Source organism: uncultured Bifidobacterium sp., from assembly GCF_959020155.1.
In the GTDB taxonomy this organism is placed as follows: Bacteria; Actinomycetota; Actinomycetes; order Actinomycetales; family Bifidobacteriaceae; genus Bifidobacterium.
The window spans coordinates 47,933-68,363 of sequence record NZ_CAUERC010000007.1 but is presented as its reverse complement, the minus strand read 5'-3'; the positions used below and the strand labels follow the sequence as shown (position 1 = coordinate 68,363).

At 60.8% G+C, this 20,431-nt stretch carries 13 protein-coding genes; 4 read left to right on the top strand and 9 right to left on the bottom strand.

The genetic code is table 11. The annotated features are described in order from the left end of the window. Positions 1-253: 253 nt before the first annotated feature. Positions 254-1,711, bottom strand: coding sequence for a DNA polymerase III subunit epsilon (locus Q5H31_RS03630; protein ID WP_085382664.1), 1,458 nt, complete (start codon positions 1,709-1,711; stop codon positions 254-256). Positions 1,712-1,981: 270 nt separating this feature from the next. On the opposite strand from Q5H31_RS03630, the gene Q5H31_RS03625 reads away from it, so the two are divergent. Further along, a complete protein-coding gene (locus tag Q5H31_RS03625; RefSeq protein WP_198941186.1) occupies positions 1,982-3,430 on the top strand; it encodes a glutamate decarboxylase in 1,449 nt (482 codons plus the stop codon). Positions 3,431-3,779: 349 nt separating this feature from the next. Then, positions 3,780-5,195: an APC family permease gene (locus Q5H31_RS03620; RefSeq protein ID WP_003806690.1), complete on the top strand. Its 1,416-nt coding sequence runs from the start codon at positions 3,780-3,782 to the stop codon at positions 5,193-5,195. Between the two features lie 120 nt (positions 5,196-5,315). Here the strand turns inward: Q5H31_RS03620 and Q5H31_RS03615 are convergent, their stop codons facing one another. The 7 genes from Q5H31_RS03615 to Q5H31_RS03585 form a co-directional block, all read right to left on the bottom strand. Next, the gene (locus tag Q5H31_RS03615; RefSeq protein WP_003806691.1) at positions 5,316-5,972 is read right to left on the bottom strand and encodes a peptide deformylase; all 657 of its coding nucleotides are present in this window, start codon (positions 5,970-5,972) and stop codon (positions 5,316-5,318) included. A gap of 23 nt (positions 5,973-5,995) precedes the next feature. Then, entirely contained in the window at positions 5,996-7,375 is a 1,380-nt protein-coding gene (gene glmM / locus Q5H31_RS03610; protein ID WP_011743613.1) for a phosphoglucosamine mutase, read from the bottom strand. 491 nt (positions 7,376-7,866) lie between these two features. Next, positions 7,867-10,476 (bottom strand): aminopeptidase N, encoded by a 2,610-nt coding sequence (gene pepN / locus Q5H31_RS03605; RefSeq protein WP_288649017.1) that lies wholly within the window; start codon positions 10,474-10,476, stop codon positions 7,867-7,869. An 87-nt stretch (positions 10,477-10,563) separates the two neighbouring features. Continuing rightward, positions 10,564-12,540, bottom strand: a complete 1,977-nt coding sequence (locus Q5H31_RS03600) for a ribonuclease J (protein WP_302457512.1) — start codon at positions 12,538-12,540, stop codon at positions 10,564-10,566. A 112-nt stretch (positions 12,541-12,652) separates the two neighbouring features. Further along, a complete protein-coding gene (dapA, locus tag Q5H31_RS03595) occupies positions 12,653-13,543 on the bottom strand; it encodes a 4-hydroxy-tetrahydrodipicolinate synthase (protein ID WP_302457514.1) in 891 nt (296 codons plus the stop codon). Positions 13,544-13,628: 85 nt separating this feature from the next. Continuing rightward, positions 13,629-14,933 carry an MFS transporter gene (locus Q5H31_RS03590; RefSeq protein ID WP_270292399.1) on the bottom strand — a complete coding sequence of 435 codons (1,305 nt, stop codon included), beginning with the start codon at positions 14,931-14,933 and terminating at the stop codon, positions 13,629-13,631. Positions 14,934-15,006: 73 nt separating this feature from the next. Continuing rightward, positions 15,007-15,909 carry a MurR/RpiR family transcriptional regulator gene (locus tag Q5H31_RS03585; RefSeq protein ID WP_151912624.1) on the bottom strand — a complete coding sequence of 301 codons (903 nt, stop codon included), beginning with the start codon at positions 15,907-15,909 and terminating at the stop codon, positions 15,007-15,009. Positions 15,910-16,307: 398 nt separating this feature from the next. Here Q5H31_RS03585 and Q5H31_RS03580 point away from each other — a divergent pair, with 398 nt between their 5' ends. Then, positions 16,308-16,973 (top strand): dihydroorotase family protein, encoded by a 666-nt coding sequence (locus tag Q5H31_RS03580; RefSeq protein ID WP_021913168.1) that lies wholly within the window; start codon positions 16,308-16,310, stop codon positions 16,971-16,973. Positions 16,974-17,073: 100 nt separating this feature from the next. Here the strand turns inward: Q5H31_RS03580 and Q5H31_RS03575 are convergent, their stop codons facing one another. Continuing rightward, positions 17,074-19,968, bottom strand: a complete 2,895-nt coding sequence (locus Q5H31_RS03575; RefSeq protein WP_302457511.1) for a heavy metal translocating P-type ATPase — start codon at positions 19,966-19,968, stop codon at positions 17,074-17,076. 139 nt (positions 19,969-20,107) lie between these two features. On the opposite strand from Q5H31_RS03575, the gene Q5H31_RS03570 reads away from it, so the two are divergent. After that, positions 20,108-20,398, top strand: coding sequence for a metal-sensitive transcriptional regulator (locus Q5H31_RS03570; RefSeq protein WP_003806707.1), 291 nt, complete (start codon positions 20,108-20,110; stop codon positions 20,396-20,398). Positions 20,399-20,431: the final 33 nt, after the last annotated feature.

Below are 20,431 nucleotides of genomic sequence, written 5' to 3'. Positions count from 1 at the left end.
CATGAACAACGCGTGAACCGTTGGAAATCCAACGTTCCATCGGCGTGTCGAAACTTGACAAACCAGGCCCGACCAACCCCGCAACCACCGAAACCATCCCCGCAATCGCCCATTCCATCCCCGCAAATCCGCAATCGCATCCGCATTTTGTAACCGCAAAACGGCGTTACGGGTAACAAAAGCCGGAAGGGAAAGCCAAAACGGGACGGTCACGGGAAGAAGAACCAGGAAACTGCGACACGAATCGCAAATGCTACCAGCGGCGCCCGCAATGCTTGCCACCGATGCCAGACTTGCCATTCGCACCCCACGGACCGCGGCCTTCGCCATGCAATACACCCAAGTGATGTTTCATGGCAACCAGCATGATATGCGTATCTTCCAAACCGAGGTGGCGCTCCGACTTGCTTTCATCGAGCGCGCCCTGCCGCTTGGCGTATGCGTCCAACGTGTTATTGCCGTACGGATGCTCGCCGTCCGGAATTGACCCTTCATCCCAACGGCGGCTCATCGGCAACGTGTCGATAATCGTAATCTTGCCCGCACGGTAGCTTTCCGCATATCCAGCCACATTCAACATGAAGAAGCTATGTTCGAAACGAGCGTTGTGCGCTACGTACGGTTGCTGCTCCAATCGCTGCAGCAAACCGATTTGAGCCTCCGGCCACTCATCGAACAGGCGGAAGCCGGACGCACGATCACGTACATCGATACCGGTCAAATCGAGAATCAGCGGATTACCGAGCGTCGCGTTCTCGGCAGGAACGCCGAACGACAGACGCGACTGACCATACGCATCGCCCGTTTCGTAATAACTCTGCTCGTATTGGTATCCAGTAGGTGCGGCAGCAGGGCGAGGGGAAATCATGTTCATATATTCAAAGCCGACGTCGATGATGTACACACGCGCCGGGTCAGTACCGGTGGTTTCGATGTCGATTCCCATGACATTGTCCACATCGCGTCCAGGAAGATAAGCGTCACGCCAATCCGATTTGCGGTATTCAGCCATCCGACGCAACTGCGCCGATTCAGCGGATTTCGTTTCCGAACCGTAATCAAACAACGTGGAGCCGCCCGGACTGGTTACTCCACTCAGGTTCGCACGCGACATGGCATAGTCACTGGCTCGCTTCTGACTTTTCTCTGCGGCACGACGGGCGGCGCGGCCGTTAACGATGTCAGCGGTTCGATCCTGAATATCATCCAACGCCACTCCCCCGGAAGCCAAAGCCGAACCGGGCAGCAGCACCGGAACCGTGACGCGCTCACGTCGTTCCTCGGTGACCGTCCACAATCCCATCGCCACGCCAATCTGTCGCAGAACAGCGATTTCGTCGCACAACCGACGGTTCGCGTAAGCAAGCGCGCGCGGCAGCCGATAGGAAGCGATAAGTCGGTCGTAATCCATCATGAACGTGCTGTTGCACTGCGCGATGGTCGGTTCGAGCCGATCTCGAATCGCAAGATCATCTTTCAACAGGGCGTGCAGCTGCGGGGCGGAAAGTTGCGGCGACGAGGACCGCAGCATTGCCAACAAATCAACGTGCTGTCTTGTGGCGGCACCAATGCCGTTACGCAGGTCAAGGGAAGACACCCATCGCCAGTCGATCGGCTGGTTGTCGGCGTCATTCGTCATCGATGCCGACCATTGTTCGATGTCCTGCTTCGCGTCATCCAGCCAGGAAAGATTCATCGTCGATTCGTTCATACCTGCCCATCGTAGCCGATACCCACCTTCAGCGTGTAAGAATGTGCAACAAACCAACGTGCGCATTCCTCTTTGTGAGAACACAACCATGCGAGTTCGAATGACGGTGTTCATTACGAAACCGCGCGCGGATACCTCCGTGCGAAGCGGTTGCCATACGAATTTTCACATAGCGCAAATGTGACCATTTCCCAGCAAAAATCCAGAATCGACTTTCATTTTTGAATCCCGGAACGCAATAAACGTTCCAAATCAACGAAAGGAACTGCAATGTCAGAAACACATTCCACCACTGAAAACAACAATTCGCATTGCTGCGACAACACCTGCGGCAATGCCGACGACCGCGTTGTTCCTGACAGCGTGGAAATCAATCCGCTGTTCGCCCGTCCGAAGGAAGCCCAGGCGTTCTCGAAATTTACCATTCCACAGAAGGGTAGTCTGCCGGAAACCGCCTACCAAGTGGTGCATGACGAGGCCATGCTGGATGGCAACGCGCGACTCAATCTTGCAACTTTTGTGAGCACGTGGATGGACGATCATGCGAACCGCCTGTACATGGAGGCGGCCGACAAGAACATGATCGACAAAGACGAGTACCCGAAAACCGCCGAAGTCGAATCGCGCTGCTGGCACATGCTCGCCGATCTATGGCATGCGCCCGATCCAATGAATGCCATCGGAACCTCCACCATCGGCTCGTCGGAAGCTTGCATGCTGGGCGGACTCGCGTTGAAGCGGCGTTGGAAGGAAGCCCGCGAAAAGGCCGACCTGCCGACCGATCGTCCGAATCTGGTGATGAGCAGCGCCGTGCAGGTGTGCTGGGAGAAGTTCTGCAACTATTTCGACGTGGAACCACGCTATGTGCCGATTTCCGAGGACCACAAAGTGCTCGACGGCCATGATCTCGACAAGTATGTCGATGAGAACACCATCGGCGTGGTGGCCATCATGGGCGTGACCTATACGGGTATGTATGAGCCGGTCGAACAGATCAGCGAAGCACTGGACCGCATCGAGGAGCGCACCGGACTTGATGTGCGCATCCATGTGGACGGCGCTTCGGGAGGTATGATCGCACCATTCATCCAGCCGGACCTCGCATGGGACTTCCGCGTCAAGCGCGTCTACTCCATCAGCACCTCCGGTCACAAGTACGGTCTGGTCTACCCCGGTTTGGGATGGATCGTATGGCGCGAAACCGCTGACCTGCCGGAAAGCCTTATTTTCAAGGTGAGTTATCTCGGCGGCGAAATGCCGACTTTCGCACTGAACTTCTCCCGTCCGGGCGCACAGGTACTGCTGCAGTACTACATGTTCCTGCGTTTGGGATTCGACGGGTATCGAAGGGTGCAGCAGACTTCGCATGATGTGGCGAAATATCTGTCGGGCGAGATCGAGCAGATGGATGATTTTACGCTGTGGAACGACGGTTCCGACATTCCGGTGTTCGCATGGATGCTCAACGACAAGCCGGATCGCAAGTGGAATCTGTACGATCTGCAGGATCGGCTGCGCATGAAGGGATGGCTGGTGCCGGCTTATCCGATGCCGGTGGATCTGACGCAGGTGACCGTGCAGCGCATTGTGGTGCGTAACGGTTTCAGCCACGATATGGCCGAAGCGTTCATCAAGGATCTGAAGTCGTGTGTGAAATATCTGGACGGACTGCGCTCACCAATGCCAAGCGAGGCTCGTGCATCCGGATTCCACCACTGATATTTCGCGGTCATTCCACGAATTCCATCGTTTCCCGCATTAAGGAAATTCATGCTCATTCCCACAACGATTATGTTTACGAAAGCTGGCTGCAATGACAGTTCATATGAAAAAGCCGCTTGCTGTGGTAGCGCACGATGCAAGCGCAGCTGCACATCCCGGGTCCGCACGTTCCACGACGAACGCTGCGACGGCACCGACAACAACGCCACGCAATCCGTCTGCCGTCGCAGGAAACCGCAATCGTACGGGCATACCTGCGCATGCCGGGGCGAATAGAGGGAACGGCGCTGACGGGCACGGCGCAATCGCAAGCACGGCAACCGTTGCCAATAAAACCGGCAAAACCATGATGACAGTCAGCCAACTGGCAATGTTGACCGTGGTGGCGGTGGCCTCGCTACGCTCTCTGCCGGCCATGGCCGATTATGGTCTCGCTTCCATTCTGCTGTATCTCATTCCGGCGGTCGTTTTCCTGGTGCCGACCGCGCTGGTGGCTGCCGAACTGGCCACCGGCTGGAAAGGTGGCGTGTACGTGTGGGTGCGTGAGGCGTTCGGCAATCGCATCGGATTTCTCGCCATTTGGCTGCAGTGGATTCAGAATGTGGTGTGGTATCCGATACAGATTGCGTTCATCGCCGTCAGCCTGTCGTATGTGTTCGGCATGGGTGGCTTGGGCAATAATGGCGTATATGTGGCCGCGGTGATCATCGTGTTGTATTGGGCAAGCACGATGGTGGCGTTGCGCGGCGGCAATCTGTTCGCCAAGGTCGGGTCGATTTCGGGACTTATCGGCACGCTGTTTCCTGCGTTGCTGCTTATCGTCTTCGGCATTATCTGGCTGGCGATCGGTAAGCCAGTGCAGACCTCCCTGCACGCATCCGCGCTGCTTCCGCCGTGGACGGGCATCGCGTCGATTGTGCTAATCGTATCCAATGTGCTCGCCTACGCGGGTATGGAGGTCAATGCCGTGCATGCCAACGACTTGGAGCATCCGGGACGTCAATTCCCACGCGCCATTGCACTAGCGACCGCGCTGATTCTGCTGGTACTTGTGCTGCCGACTTTGGCAATCGCCTTTGCTGTGCCGCATCGTGAGCTGGGGCTCATCGACGGCATCAATCTGGCGTTCAGGGAGTTCTTCGACCATTTTGGCATGGGTTGGGGCACCCCGGTGATTTCGCTGCTCATCGCGCTAGGCGCGTTCGCTTCCGTGGTGGCTTGGATAGCTGGTCCTTCTCGCGGTTTGCTAGCGGCCGCCCGCACGGGACTGATGCCTCCCGCGCTGCAGAAGCGCAATGCTCACGACGTGCAGGAAGGCATTCTGATTCCGCAAGGCATTATCGTGACCGTGCTGGCGTTGCTGTTCGTGTTGATCCCCAATGGCAACACGGCTTTCGCGACGCTGGTGGATATGGCGACCGCGCTGTATCTGGTGATGTACATGTTGATGTTTGCCGCCGCGATTCGTCTGCGCAACACCCATCCAGAAGTCCGCCGCACGTATCGAGTTCCTGCGATTCGGTTGGTCGCGGGCGTCGGTTTCGTCGCTTCCGCCGCGGCATTCGTGTTGACTTTCGTGAGACCGGCTGGTTTCACCGGTTTGGATAGCGTTTCATATGCGATTCTTGTGGCTGTAGTCGTGCTTGTGCTCGGTTTACCGCCGCTGGTGTTGTATGGAATGCGCAAGCCTGGCTGGGATCTGCGTTCGGATGCCGAGCGGAACACGGATACGTACGATGTGCTAGTGAATCCGGAATACTGAAATATTGGAATATTTGGAATACTCATGTTTCGAACATTCCAATAATCCCGAATATGATGAATGCCTCCCAAGTGTTCGCCTGGGAGGCATTCATCGTTCTTGTCTCGTTCGTTTACGCGATTACAGTTCGAAGCCGAGTTCGGCCGCCGCTTCGGTCGGTACCGGATCCTCGCACCAGAAATCCTCAAGGTTCTCATTGGTGGTCAGGCTTCGGATTTCGGCCTGGTCGATGTACAGTTCACCGCTCAAATGGTCGGTTTCATGCTGGAAGATGCGGGCCGGCCAGCCATGCAGATGTTCCTCATGCTTGTTGCCGTCCTCATCCTGCCAACGGGCGGTGATGTCAAGCCAACGCTTGCGTACGGCCTGGTAACCGTCGAAGCTCAGGCAGCCTTCGTAGAAGCTGCGGGTTTCGGTGCCGATCGGCTCGTAGCTGGGGTTGATGATGGCGTGGAAGGGGAATTCCGCAGCTTCGCGCGGATCGCCATCATCGCCTTCGCATACGTGGTCTTCGACGACGGCCAAAGCCAGACCGAGACCGATCTGGGTGGCTGCGAGGCCCACGCCCGGCGCTTCCAGCATGGTGGTGCGCATGGTGTCGATGAGCTTGTCAAGCGTTTTGCGGCTCAACTGGCCGTCGTAGGCGATGGTCTGCTGGCGTAATACCGGTTCGCCGGCCTGCACAATCGGCATGATTTTCTCTTTGCCGCCGGTTTTGATGAGCTTTTCGACCTCGCGGTTGAGTTCGAGGTCCACTTTCGAGTTGTGTCCGAACATGGGGCATATCTCCTTGCGGGCTCTTACAGGGTGAGTTCGTCGGCGACGACCTTGGCGAGGCGATCGCACACTTCGTCTGCCTGCTGCTGGGTTTCGGCTTCGGCCATGACGCGCACGAGCGGCTCGGTGCCGGACGGACGCAGCAGCACGCGGCCGGTGTCGCCCAGCAGCTTCTCTTCGCGTTCCACCGCGGCCTGCACCTTGGCGTTGGTCTTGGCGGCCATCTTGTCCACGTTCGGCACGTTGATGAGCGTCTGCGGCAGCTGCGGGAAGTCGGCGGCCAGTTCCTTCAGGCTCTTACCGGATTTGACGACCTCGTTGCACAGGGTGAGCGCGGTCAGGGTGCCGTCGCCGGTGGTGGCGAATTCACGGTTGATCACGTGGCCGGACTGCTCGCCGCCGAGCGAATAATCGCCTCGCAGCATCTCTTCAAGCACGTAACGGTCGCCCACGTTGGTCTGCACGGTCTTGATGCCCATGGAACGCAGGGCCAACTTCAGACCGAGATTGCTCATCACCGTCACGACGAGGGTGTCATGGTTGAGCTTGCCCGCGTTCTTCTTGGCGCGCGCCAGAATGCCCATGATCTGATCGCCGTTGACCATGTTGCCATCCTCATCCACGGCAAGGCAACGGTCGGCATCGCCATCGAAGGCAACGCCCATGACGGCGCCGGAGGCCTTGACCATGGCCTGCAGCTGCTCAGGATGGGTGGAGCCGGCGTTCTTGTTGATGTTGTAGCCGTCCGGCGACGCGTTGATGACGGTCACGTCGGCGCCGGCGCGGCGCAAGGCTTCCGGAGCGACCACGGACGTGGCGCCGTTCGCGCAATCGGCCACGATCTTCAGGCCCTTCAGTGGCGTCGGCTGCGACTTGTCCGGACCGACCGGCGCGATGGCGGAAACCAGATGGTCGATGTACAGGTTGGTTGCGGTGGCGGTGTCATGGCTGACACGACCCACGCCGGCGCCGGTAGGACGATCCCAATCCTGGCCGAGCACCGCTTCGATCTCATCCTCCTTGGTGTCGGGCAGCTTGAAGCCGCCGCGCGCGAAGAACTTGATGCCGTTGTCGGGCATCGGATTGTGGGATGCGGAGATCACCGCGCCCATTTCCACGTTGAGCACGGACGTCAGGTATGCGACGCCCGGCGTCGGGATGATGCCGGCGTCGATCACGTCGAAGCCGCCGGCGGACATGCCAGCAGACAGTGCGGCGGCGAGGAAATCGCCGGAAACACGTGTATCACGACCGACCAGCGCACGGCGACGGCTTTCGAATTCGCTCCGCTCGTCATCGCCCAGCACGCGCACCGCGGCGTCACCCAAATCAAGCGCCAGCTGTGCCGTCAAATCCCTATTCGCCAATCCTCGAACGCCGTCGGTTCCGAACATACGTGGCATGAGTCTCAAATCCTCGCTATCTGCAAACGATATTTCCGTGACCTATCGTACTCAACCGTGCCGCCGAAACCAGCAGGTGACGACGCAATCGCATAACACTTCACAATTCAAAGCATTTCACGGCGCGCAATGCCCTTTTCGTGTCGCACGACTTTGATTTCAAGGCGGAAAATCAAGTCGTGCGGCAACACTTGATAAAGAAATACCCCCTAACTATCATTTTCCGTTGAAAACCAGCAAAAAATAAGAGTTAGAGGGTATGAAAGCCAGCACGCTTGTCGCACAACTTTGAAAAATGCCTCCAAAATCAAAGTCGTGCGACAGCCTTCGATGCAAAATGCCCCCTAATCCTTATTTTCAAGCGGAAAACGAGGATTAGGGGACATAAATGCCGATATGCCCGTCGCATGACTTTGAAAATCGCACCCAAAATCAAAGTCGTGCGACGACATGACGGCTCTTAAGCGGGAACGTTCCTGTCGCCCCTGCTATCAGAGCGCGGCGTTGAAGTCGCGCACTTTCAGCGTGCGGTGAGAAGCCTCGACGTTGCCACGCACAATACGCTGCAAGGCGTTGTCCGCGTCCTTATGGGAGGCGAGCCAGGCGTCACCCAGCTCCACGAGCTTCGCCGGATCGGCATAGCCCGGATACAGGCCTTCGAGCAGCGCTTCCGCCATGTGGAAGGTCTTGTGCTCCCAAATCCAGTCGGCGACCTCGAAATACTTCTCGGCGTACGGTTCGGCCAAGTCGGCGCGCGGGGTGGCTGCGAAGCCACCGGCCACAGCCTCAAGCTGCATGTTGGTCAGCTCGTCGTTGTGCAGGGCCTCGTTCCAAGCCCATGCCTTCGCTTCGGCGGTACCGGCCACGGCGCGTGCACCATAGGCGAACTCACGGTTCTCGGTGGTTTCGCGCTTGGCCAGTTCGGCGTCGATTCCCGCCTGGTCGATCGCGTTGACGGTGCTCAGCGCGTTGATGATGGTCCAGCGGAAGTTGTTGTCGATTTCCAGACCGTCGAATGCCACGGAACCGTCGAGCAGGCCCTTCGCGTTGGCGACGAACGCCTCGTCGCCCGGCTCGCCGTAGCCCAGGTAGGCGGTGACGAGCTGGAACTGTTCGTCGGAGCCGGCCTTGGCCTGACCCGCCAGCTTGAACAGTTCGGCGGCCACATGCTTCACGGTCTCGGCACGCTCTGCCGGAGCGGTGTAATGCCATGCGGTGGTGCTGACCTGTGCCAGCGCGTAACGGAAGGTGGTGGACTCGTGTTCGGTGGCGAGCGCGGCCAGCGAGGTGTCGATGAACTGGCGTGCCGGCAGTTCGCCGTCGCGGGTCATGTCCCACAGGGCGAGCCAGAGCACGGAACGGGCGAGCGCATCGTCGAAGCGGTACAGGTTGCTTGTCGCGAATGCGAGGCTCTTGTCGTCGAAACGCAGCTTCGTGTAGGTCAGGTCGTCGTCGTTCACCAGAATCAGCGACGGACGTGCCTTGCCGGCGGCAGCGTCGACGACCGTCAGTTCGCCGTCGACGTCCAGTTCGAAACGGTCGGTGCGCACGATCTTGCCGGTTTCCGGATCCTCGTTGTAGAAGCCGACGGCGAGACGGTGGGCGCGCAGCACGGGATGCTCGGCCGGAGCGGTCTGGCGCAGGGCGAGACGCTTGATGGTGCCGTCCTCGTTCTCTTCGACTTCGGTGGCGATGGTGTTGATGCCGGATTCCTCCAGCCACTGGGCGCTCCACGCCTTCAGGTCGCGGCCGGAAGTGAGTTCCAGTTCGGCGAGCAGGTCGGCGAGGGTGGCGTTGGAGTAGGCGTGCTTGTTGAGGTAGTTGTTGATGCCCTTGAAGAACTTCTCACGGCCCACGTAGTACACGAGCTGCTTCAGCACGGAGGCGCCCTTGGCGTAGGTGATGCCGTCGAAGTTGACGTAGGTGTCGTTGAGGTCGTTGATCGGGGCGACGATCGGGTGGGTGGTGCTCAGCTGGTCCTGACGCAGCGCCCAGCTCTTTTCGCCGGAGCTGAAGGTTGCCCAGGCGTCCTTCCATTCGGTGGCTTCGGCGGTGGCGAGGGTGGACGTGAACTCGGCGAAGGATTCGTTGAGCCACAGGTCGTTCCACCACTTCATGGTCACGTAGTCGCCGAACCACATGTGGGCGAGCTCGTGCAGCACGGTGACCACACGGCGTTCCGCGTAGGCGTCGGTGACCTTGGATTCGAACACGTACTGGTCGCGGATGGTGACCATGCCGATGTTCTCCATGGCGCCGGCGTTGTACTCCGGCACGTAGATCTGGTCGAACTTGGCGTACGGGTACGGCACGCCCCAGGTCTTGGCGTAGAAGGCGAAGCCTTTCTTGGTGATGTCGAACAGGTAGTCGACGTCCTTTTCGAAGGCTTTGGCGAGCGCCTGGCGGCAGTACATAGCCATCGGCACGGTGCGGCCGTCCTCATTGGCGTATTCGGTGTGCCATTCGGCGTACGGTCCGGCGCAGATGGCGGTGAGGTAGGAGCTCATGGTTGGGGTCGGCTCGAACACCCACAGCTTGGTGGTTTCGGCGGCGTGATCGCCGAGCGTGCCTTCCTCGGTGACGGTTTCGTTGTCGGTCACGGAGGAGGTGGGCATGTTGGACGTGACGATCCAGGATTTGGCGGCGAGCACGGAGAAGTCGAACACGGCCTTCAGATCGGGCTGGTCGAACACGGCGTAGACGCGACGGGCGTCCGGCACCTCGAACTGGGTGTACAGGTAGACGTTGCCGTCGGACGGGTCGACGCTGCGGTGCAGGCCTTCGCCGGTGTTGGAGTACTGGCACATCGCCTTGACGGTGACCTCGTTGTGCTCCTTGAGGTTCTTCAGTTCGATGCGGCTGTCGACGTACGCTTCAGCCGGGTCGAGGGTTTCGCCGTTGAGGGTGATTTCGCTGACTTCGTTGGCGATGAGGTCAAGGAAGCTTGACTCCCCCGGCTTCGCGTCGAAGGTGATGGTGGTTTCGGAGCCGAAATCCTTGGCTCCGCGGGTCAGGTCAAGCTTGACCGTGTAATGGATTGGCGCGGCGATGATGCTTTTGCGTTCTTCCGCTTCGATTCGGGTGAGGTTTGCTCCTGGCATGTCACTCCTTCTTTCTGGTAACAGAAGGCGGCGCGATCAGTTGTGCCGATCACGTCGCCTTGATTCAATTTATGGTAAATTTACGGCTTATTTCGCGGCGTTCAGTCCCATCGCGTCGTCCACGTCCTGCGCGATGTCGGCGACGACGGGGACGATCATCGGCTTGCGGTGCAGCTGTCGTGCCACCCAGCCGCCGAGCGTGCGTCGCATGATCTGCTGCAGCTTGTAGGTGTCGCGCGTGCCCTGCATCATCGCGTCCTGCAGCTGCTCGACAATCTGGTGACGGACCTTGTCGAACTCGCTTTCGTCTTCCGCGACCGCGTTGAGGTAGATCTTCGGACCGGTGATGACATCCGCGGTCTCGGTGTCGACGACCACGAAGCTGGACACGAAGCCTTCGGTGCCGAGGATGCGGCGCTTCTCGAGTTCTTCGTCGGTCAGTTCGCCGACGGAATCGCCATCGACGTAGACGTAGCCGCACGGCACGGAGCCGACGACCGCGGCCTGGCCGTGGTACAGGTCGACGACGTCGCCGTCTTCGGCCAGCACGACGTTCTGCGGATCGACGCCGGTCTTGACGGCGATCATGCCGTTGGCCACCAAGTGGCGGTTTTCGCCGTGGATAGGCATGGCGCACTTCGGCTTGACGATGTTGTACATGTACAGCAGCTCGCCTTCGTTGCAGTGGCCGGAGACGTGCACGGCGGCGTTGTCTCGGTTGACCACGCGGGCTCCGAGCTGCACGAGCTTGTTGATGACCTTGTAGACGCCATGCTCGTTGCCTGGGATCAGGGAGCTGGCGAGGATCACCGTGTCGAACTCGTTGATGGTGATGTCACGATGGTTGCCGTCGGCGATGCGGCCGAGCGCGGCCATCGGCTCGCCCTGGGAGCCGGTGCACATGTAGACGAGCTTGTCGTCCTGCACGTCATGGGCCTGCTTCAGGTCGATGACGGTGTCCTCGGGCAGACGCAGGTAGCCCAGATCGGCGGCGATGGACATGTTACGGACCATGGAACGTCCGACGAACACGACCTTGCGGCCGTACTTGTGGGCCGCGTCGACGACCTGCTGCACGCGGTGCACGTGGCTGGAGAAGCTGGCCACGATGATCTTGCGAGTGGCCTGTGCGAACGCCTGGTCGAGCGCCGGACCGATGGAGGTCTCCGGCTTGACGAAGCCCGGGACCTCGGCGTTGGTGGAGTCCATCATCAGGAGGTCCACGCCCTTTTCGCCGAGCTTGCCGAATTCCACCAGATCGGTGATGCGGTGGTCGAGCGGCAGCTGGTCGAGCTTGATGTCGCCGGTGTCGATAAGCGAGCCGGCGGGGGTCTGCACGAACACGGCGAGCGCGTCCGGAATGGAGTGCGTGACGTTCACGAATTCCAGGTTGAACGGGCCGACCTTGAGCTTGTCGCGTCCCTTGACCTCGACGAGCGTCGGGTTGATGCGGTGTTCCTTGCACTTGGCCTCAACGAAGGCGAGGGTGAGCTTGGAACCAATCAGCGGAATGTCCGGGCGGAGCTTGAGCAGGTACGGCACGCCACCGATGTGGTCTTCGTGGCCGTGGGTGAGCACGAGCGCCTCGACCTTGTCGAGACGGTCCTTGATGTAGTGGAAGTCAGGCAGGATGAGGTCCACGCCCGGCTGCTCCTCTTCCGGGAAGAGCACGCCGCAGTCGATGAGCAGGATATGCCCGTTGTATTCGACCACGTTCATGTTGCGGCCGATCTCACCCAGACCGCCGAGCGGCACGATGCGCATGGAGCCCTTGCGGTACTTCGGCGGGGCGATCAGCACCTCGTCCTGCTGGGGCGCGGTGGATTGCGGCGCGGAATGCGACGGGCGACGGTTCGAACCGTTGCCGCCACGGGATCCACGGGAGCCGCCGTTGCGCGACGAGCCACCGCGGCCGCGGGTGGAGGACTTCGCCTTCTTGGTGGCGGTCTTCTCGGACTTCACAGCCTTGTCGGACTTGGTTGCCTTGGCTGCGGATTCGGTGCGCTTGGCAGCTTTGCTGCCGCGCTTGTGCGTTGTGGTGTTCTTGGTTTCTTCTGTTGCCATTTCCTAGTTGGATTTCTGTTACTCATTGTCTCCGCCTCTGCGAAGACGAGGAATTAAAGCAGGCCGCCGCCGTACATGCGCGGCGGCCAACCGCACGTTATGTAATGCGATTTTACAGCAGCCCTGCGGCGCGCATGCCCTTTTCCGCACGCACGAGCTCCGCTTCGCCCGGGCCGACGTTCGGCAGGCGCATTTCCGTGGAGTCGAGGACTCCGCGCACCTTCAGCGAGGCCTTGGCCATCACGGCCTGGAAGCCGTTGCCGTTCATCGCTTCGACGAGCGGCGCCAGCTGCACGGAGATGCGCTGCGCTTCGTGGATATCGCCACGATCGAACGCGTTGGCGAGGTCACGCATCGGACCGGCGGCCGCGTGCGCGATCACAGAGATGATGCCGACGGCGCCGACGGACAGGAACGGCAGGAACAGGCCGTCATCGCCCGAATACCAGGTCAGACCGGTCTCCATGCGCTTGCGCACCGCGCCTGCGATGTCGCCGGTGGCGTCCTTGACGGCCTTGACGTGGTCGAGTTCGGCCATACGGCGGTAGGTCTCCAGCTGGATGTGCAGTCCGGTACGGCCCGGCACATCGTAGACGATGATCGGCTTGTCCGCGGAGTCGTTGACCGCCTTGTAGTGGCGGAACACGCCCTCCTGCGACGGACGGGAATAGTACGGGGCGACCACGAGCACCGCGTCGGCGCCCGCCTCCTGGGTCTGCTCCACCATGCGCACGGTGTGCGCGGTGTCGTTGGAACCGGCGCCGGAAATGACCGGCACGTCCACGACTTCCTTGACGGCCTGAACCAGCTCGACCTTCTCCTCCATGTGGGTGGTCGGCGATTCGCCGGTGGTGCCGTTGACCACAAGACCGTCGGCACCATCCGCCACGAGCTGCCTCGCCAGCTGTTGCGCGGCTTCGAAATCTACGGCTCCGTCGGCCTTCATGGGGGTGACCATGGCCGGAAGGATACGTCCGAAGGGAGCAGGATCGAGCAGATGCATTGTACCGTCGTCAGTCTTAGGGCTTGTCATACGGCTAACGGTACTTCCCTCTGCGGACGCTTGCGATTTCATGAGACGCGAAAAGTCACATTTTGGAAGGCCTGCCGACGATGACCGCGACGACGCACTGCAGGAAAGCGACGAACGTGAACACCATCAGCGGCACATGATGGCCGCCGGTGGCCTGGACCAGCACGCCGAACATAAGCGGGCCGAGCGAGGCGATCAGATAGCCGAACGACTGCGCGACGCCCGACAGCACCACGGTTTCGGCGCTGTCACGGCCGCGCAACGCGATCAATGCGAGCGCCACCACCAGGGACGCGCCTTGCGCGCAGCCGCCGACGAACGCCCATACCGGCATGAGATGCGGCAGCAGCAGCATGCCAAGGCCGGCGATCAGCATGGGAGCGCTGGCGGTAAGCGCCGCGCAGACCTGGTTGCCGCGCACGTTCATGAATTTCGGAATGAGCAGGCCGGAGAAAATGCCGATGCCTTGGAAGATGAACAGATGCACGCCGGCGGTGGAGGCGTCGTAGCCGATGGACGCCGAGATGGACGGCATCCAGTTGGACATGGTGTAGAAGGCGGACGATTGCAGTCCCATGAAGGCCGTCACGTACCACGTCATCGGACGGCGCAGCACGCGGGTGAACACGCCATGCGACGATTGCGTGGAACATGCCGGTCGCTGTGCGGAATGCGGGTTTTGTGCGTTGGCCGTCGTGCTGCGATCGCCAATATCATCGATATCGCCAGTATCGCTGGTTTCGATGGTGCCGCCGGCGGAAGCGATAACGACTTTGCGATTGTGCAGGATACGCAACGCCCACAGCACGGCGACGACCAGCGGCGGCACACTCCAGAAGGCGAGTGACGCGCGCCAACCGCCCCACATCTGCGCAAGCGGCGCGGACAGCAAACCTGCGGTGGCGCTGCCGGCGGTGATGCAACCGGAATAGACGCCGGTCGCCATCGCGACATGGCCGGCATAGTCACGTTTCGCGATCACCGGCACAAGAACGTTGCCGACGGCGATGGCGGAGGCGAACACCACCGTGCCCAGCCAGATGCCAACGCCGCCGCCGAACGAGCGGATGGCGTCGCCCGCCGCGATGCACAGCAGGGCCAGCAGAATCGACATGTCGATGCCGATGCGGCGTGCAAGGAACGTGACCAGCGGGCTGACCGCGGCGAAGGCGATCAGCGGAATCGCCGTCAATACGCCCTGCACGCCCTCACCCCACGCAAGGTCGGTTCCCATTTGGGCGAGGACCGGCCCGACGGCGGCGATGGCGGGCCGCAGATTCAGCGATACGAGGAAGATCAAAGCCACCCACAATCCGGTGGAGGACCGGTCGTACGCCAGCATGTTTCGTTTTGAATTCATTCCGTTCCCATTCCCGCTTCCACTTCCGTTTACCGCCGTTCCAACGGGACGTGCCGCGCCTAGATTTTCCCTATCAATCTTCAAGCTCATCGAGCGCATCGAAGCAATCGTTGATGCCTTCGATACGCGCGTGCACCTCGTCTTCGGTATCGACGAGGCATTTTCCGACTTCGTCCACCATCAGGGCGATCAGGGCGAACGCCGCGGTGAAGCTCGTCAGCACGTGGGAGTTCAGCACCACTTTGAAGAAGGCGACGTTACGGCCGATGACGGCGTTGCGCGCCGAAATGTCGCCAATCACCACCACGGTCAGGCCGCGCTCAAGCATCACGTCGATGAGCCGCGAGAAGAAGGGAAGACGCCGGCCCACGCCGATGATGACGATTACGTCGCCTGCCGCATAATCAACCAGATCTTCGGCTATGGACTGGCCTGGATTCGGCAGAATATCAACGTTTCCGCGTAGCCGCATCAGCTGTTCGCGCATGTGCAGCGCCACGGGATAGCTGCTGCGGTACCCGACCACCGCCACATGCGGGGCCGTGGCCATGGCTTGGCATGCGGATGACAGTTGCGCGCGGTCGATGCCTTCAAACGTGCGTTTCAGGCTTTCCTCGTCACGGCGCAGATGGTCGGCGACCAAATCGTCGCACTGGGTGTGCCGTGAAAGCTCCGGAGAGCCAGGACGATGGACGCGACGCACGTCACGTCTGAATTCGCCCGCGTTCGCATAGCCGAGCTTGCGGTACAGGCGGCTGAGCGTCGGCTGCGAGATGCCGCTCAACTGCGACAGCTCCACGGAATTGCAGACCAACACATCGGTCAGATGGCCCAGAATGAACTGCGCGGCCTCACGTTCCGTCGCAGTCAGCGAATCGAAGGATTCCCGGATGCGCGCCACCAAGCCGAGGTCCGCGGCAGCATTGCCTTCCTCGTCCATGGCGTCCTTCGAAGCCCCCATATTGTCTGAAAGCATAATTCCAGAAGTCACGCTCATCGCCCTTCCCTGCAGTACATTCTCACGCGGCGCATCCGCTCTCCTGACGATGCTACCCCTTGCTTTCCGGGTTTCACCAGGTTTGGCCGCCGACAACTGTCACGACGAATGAAGAATTTCAGATGCCGTAAGCACTGAAATGCATCCATCACAGGCAGTGGCGGCGCCTCTTGGCAACGCGACCCACCATCAGGAGATGACCGACCATGGCAAAAACAGCTTACCCCACACAATCAACATCGCATATCGGGCGGATTCGGCATAGAAGAAACGGTGCCAAACCAGCGAAATGGGCGACTAACGCGGCAACAAAATCCCCGACTGTTGCGAACACTGTTGAACCGGCATCGCGCCCGGCCGAATGCGAGGCGAACGCGGTGCGCAAGATCGTACGGCTGGTGGCACGCACCGGCTGCCGCACGCATATTCTGCACGTGTCCAGCGGTCTGAGCGTGGACGTGCTGCGGCGGGCGAAGGCCGAAGGACTGCCGGTCAGCGCGGAGACCTGTCCGCATTACCTCACGTTGGATTGCGACCATATTCCCGACAACGCCACCGCGGTCAAATGCTGTCCGCCGATTCGTGATCTGCATGAGCAGGACGCGCTATGGGCGGGGCTTGCCGACGGCACGTTGGATGGTGTCGTCACCGATCATTCCCCGGCCAGCGCGGATATGAAAGCCGGCACGCTCGCCACCGCGTGGGGTGGCGTTTCCAGTCTGCAGGTCGGATTCCGCGCGGTGTTGACGGGTGCGATGCGGCGCGGCTTGAGTTTGGCCGACGTCGTGCGGTGGATGTCGTGCAACACCGCACGGCTTGTGGGACTTGACGATCGTGGCGATATAACGCCGGTATTGCGGGCCGATTTGGCGATTATTCGCCCGTACGAACGGTTTGTTGTGGATGCTACCGCTTTGGAAAGCCGCAATCCGATCTGCGCCTGCGATGGCATGACGCTTAACGGCGTCGTCACGCGCACGTTTGTAGCGGGGCGGGACGCGCTCTCCGGAGTGCGGGAGGGGAATCTTATCGTTCGTCCGTGAATCGGAATCCGTAAATCAACCATTCAACAAAAATCCCCAACCCGCCGACGGCCGGATGTCATTCGATGTCGGCAGATTGGGGACGGACGAGAATCAGGTCTCAGCCCAGGTAGGCGGCCGGGTTCTGGGCGAACTTGTCGGCGCAACCGGGGTTGCAGAAGTAGTAGGTGACGCCGCCGTATTCGCGGGTCGCGGCCGCGGTGGCCGGATCGACGCTCATGCCGCAAACCGGGTCCTTCGCAACGTTCGCCGCGGAATCGCCCATATTCGAAGCCATGCCGTGGCCGTCATGACCGCCGCAGCAGTGTCCGGCGCCCATCGCGCCCATGTTCTCGGCTTCCTTCTTGGCCTTGTGATCGCTGAACAGTCCCATGATCGTTCCTTTCCGACTGTGCTGGTTGCCATTATTTTTGCTCGGATCGGGCTTGCGTACCCGATACGTCTTGTTTTTCGCCGCCTCCGCGTCCGGATCGAACAGGCGCAGCCGGCTTGCGTTCGTCACCACGCACAACGACGAGAACGCCATCGCGGCGCCGGCGATCATCGGATTCAGCAGCGTTCCGGTGAACGGATACAGCACGCCGGCCGCGATCGCGATGCCGATGCTGTTGTAGCCGAGTGCGAAGCCGAGGTTTTGCGCGATGTTGCGCATGGCGGCGTGCGTCAGGTCGAGCGCATGCACGAGCCCCATGAGCGAGCCGCGCATCAGTGTCACATCCGCGGATTGGACGGCCACGTCGGTGCCGGTGCCGATGGCGAAACCGACGTCGGCTCGGGCGAGGGCGGGCGCGTCGTTGATGCCGTCGCCGACCATCGCCACCGTATAGCCTTGCGATTGGAGTTTTGCGATTTCGTCGGCCTTGCGTTCCGGCCGCACGCCGGCGATCACATGACGTTCGTCGATACCGACCTGGCTTGCGATGGCGCGTGCGGTGGTCGGATTGTCTCCCGTGAGCATGACGGCTTCGACGCCACGTTTGCGGAGCAGTTCGATGGCTTGGCGCGAGTCGGCTTTCGGCACGTCGGCGACGGCGACGATGCCGGCGAGATGGCCGTCGATGGCCGCTAGGATCGGCGTTTTGCCTTGCTGCGACAGGAGTTCCATGTCGGCGATGATGGCGTCGAGGTTCGTATCGTGGATGGTCTCGGAGGCAATTTCGGAGGTATCGGACGTAATGTCGGGCATGTCGACGTCAAGGTCGTCGATCAGGTCGGTGTTGCCGACGGCGACGGTGTGCGGCAGACCGCGGAAGGTGACGCGCGCGGTGACGCCACGGCCGGCAATCGCCTGAAAATCGGTGGTTTGCGCGAGTTCCGCAACGTCCGCGACGTCGGCTTTTTCCGCAGCTGCGGCAACGATCGCAGCAGCGAGCGGATGCTCGGAATCACGTTCGGCGGCGGCGACAATCGTCAGCAAATCATCGGGACGCCGATGCCACACGCCCAACGGCAGCACATCGGTAAGGGTGGGTTTGCCGGCGGTGATCGTGCCGGTCTTATCCAATACGACGGCATTGACTTTGCCGCATGTTTCCAACGCTTCGGCGGAACGGACCAGCACCCCCATGCGAGCCGCGCGGCCAGTCGAGACCGTCACCGACAACGGAGTCGCCAGTCCGAGCGCGCACGGGCAGGCGATCAGCAGCACCGATACCGCGGCGACCAGCGCGTGCGTGACACGCGGTTCGGGGCCGAACGCGAACCACAGCGCGCACGACCATACGGCGACGAGCACCACGATCGGCACGAAAACGCCGGAGATACGGTCCGCCAATCGTTGCACGGGGGCTTTCGAGCTTTGTGCGGCGGCCACCATGCCGATGATCTGCGCGAGCACGGTGTCCTTGCCGACTTTCGTGGCGCGGTACCGCAGCGAGCCACCACCGTTGATGGTGACGCCCGTCACTTCGCTGCCCTCGGTTTTGGCGACCGGCATGGCTTCGCCGGTGATCATCGATTCGTCCACGGTGGAGCTGCCGGATATGACGATGCCGTCGACCGGCAGCTGCTCGCCGGGGCGGATGGCGATGATGTCGCCGACGCGCACGTCATCGATGGCGATGCTGGTTTCCCTGCCGTCGCGCACCACGCGGGCGGTTTTCGGTTGCAGACCCGCCAATGCGCGCATGGCTTCACCGGTGCCTTTGCGGGCGCGCGCTTCGAGCAGCTGGCCGACAAGCATAAGCGTGACGACCACACCGACCGCTTCGAAATACGGTTCGCGCGCGTTCTCGGGCAGGACGTTCGGCGCGAAGGTGACCACGCAGGAGTAGGCGAATGCGGCCAGCGCACCAAGGCTGACGAGCGCGTTCATCTCCGGCGAGCGGTGAGCGATCGCGGCGAAACCGCTGCGGAAAATCGGCAATGCCGCATAGCCGACAATCGGCAGCATCAGCAGGAACTGCAGCCAGTTCGGCATCGGATACAGCATGAGCATGGTGGAGCCGAATACCGGAATCGTGCAGACGGCCGCCACGATAAGACGGGTGATGAGGGCGCGAATTTCCGATTCCGATCCGCGCGATTTGCCCGAATCACCCGAACCGGACGTTTGGACGGCGCCTTTTTGCGCGCATTGCACGCCTGTTTCCGCGGAACCGGCGGCGGCACCGACACTTGCATGCTTTCCCGGCAGTATGCGCAACGTGCCGTGCAGCATGTTCATACCGCATGCGAAGGGATACTCGCCCGGCTGGTCGGGATGAAGCGTCAGCGTGGTCGTGCGGAAGGCGGGCAACGCAAGATCGACCCCGAAATCGGAGAACACGACATGCGACGAGCATTCGCCGTCTTCCTTGCGATCGAAGATCAGCCGCAACGGCACGCCGGCTTCGGCTTCGATGACGGCCGGGCTGTACCCGCCTTTGACTTCGACGACCGCTTCCTGCACGCCGTCGCGCAACGGCGCACGATACGCTTTGCGCGGTGCGAAGAAGAACCACAGCACGCCCGCCGTGACGAGCAGCGCCATAATAAGCGCGATTGCGATGTGCATATTCCAGCCGCCTTCCGTCCGTAATTGGCTTTCGATTTCGGCAAACACCATCACAATATACCCCTATAGGGTATATTGGCAAGAAGGACGAGCAAACTTCAGCCGTAGATAAAATTTTCAGCGCAGCGAGGAGGACGATATGAACGCCACACAACATGGGTACGCAAGCGACCAGAAGAGGATCATCGCACGATTGAATCGCATCGAAGGGCAGGTGCGCGGCATTCGGCAGATGACGGAAAACGGCGAATACTGCATCGACATTCTGACGCAGATTTCCGCAGCGGACAGCGCGCTGAAGTCGGTGGCGCTACTGCTGCTCGACGACCATCTGCACCATTGCGTCGCCAAAGCCGCGGCGGAGGGCGGTACCGTCGCCGACGAAAAGCTGGCGGAAGTCAGCGCCGCCATCGCACGCCTTGCCAAATAATCGGAACAGATCCGCCATAAAAAACTGCCGACG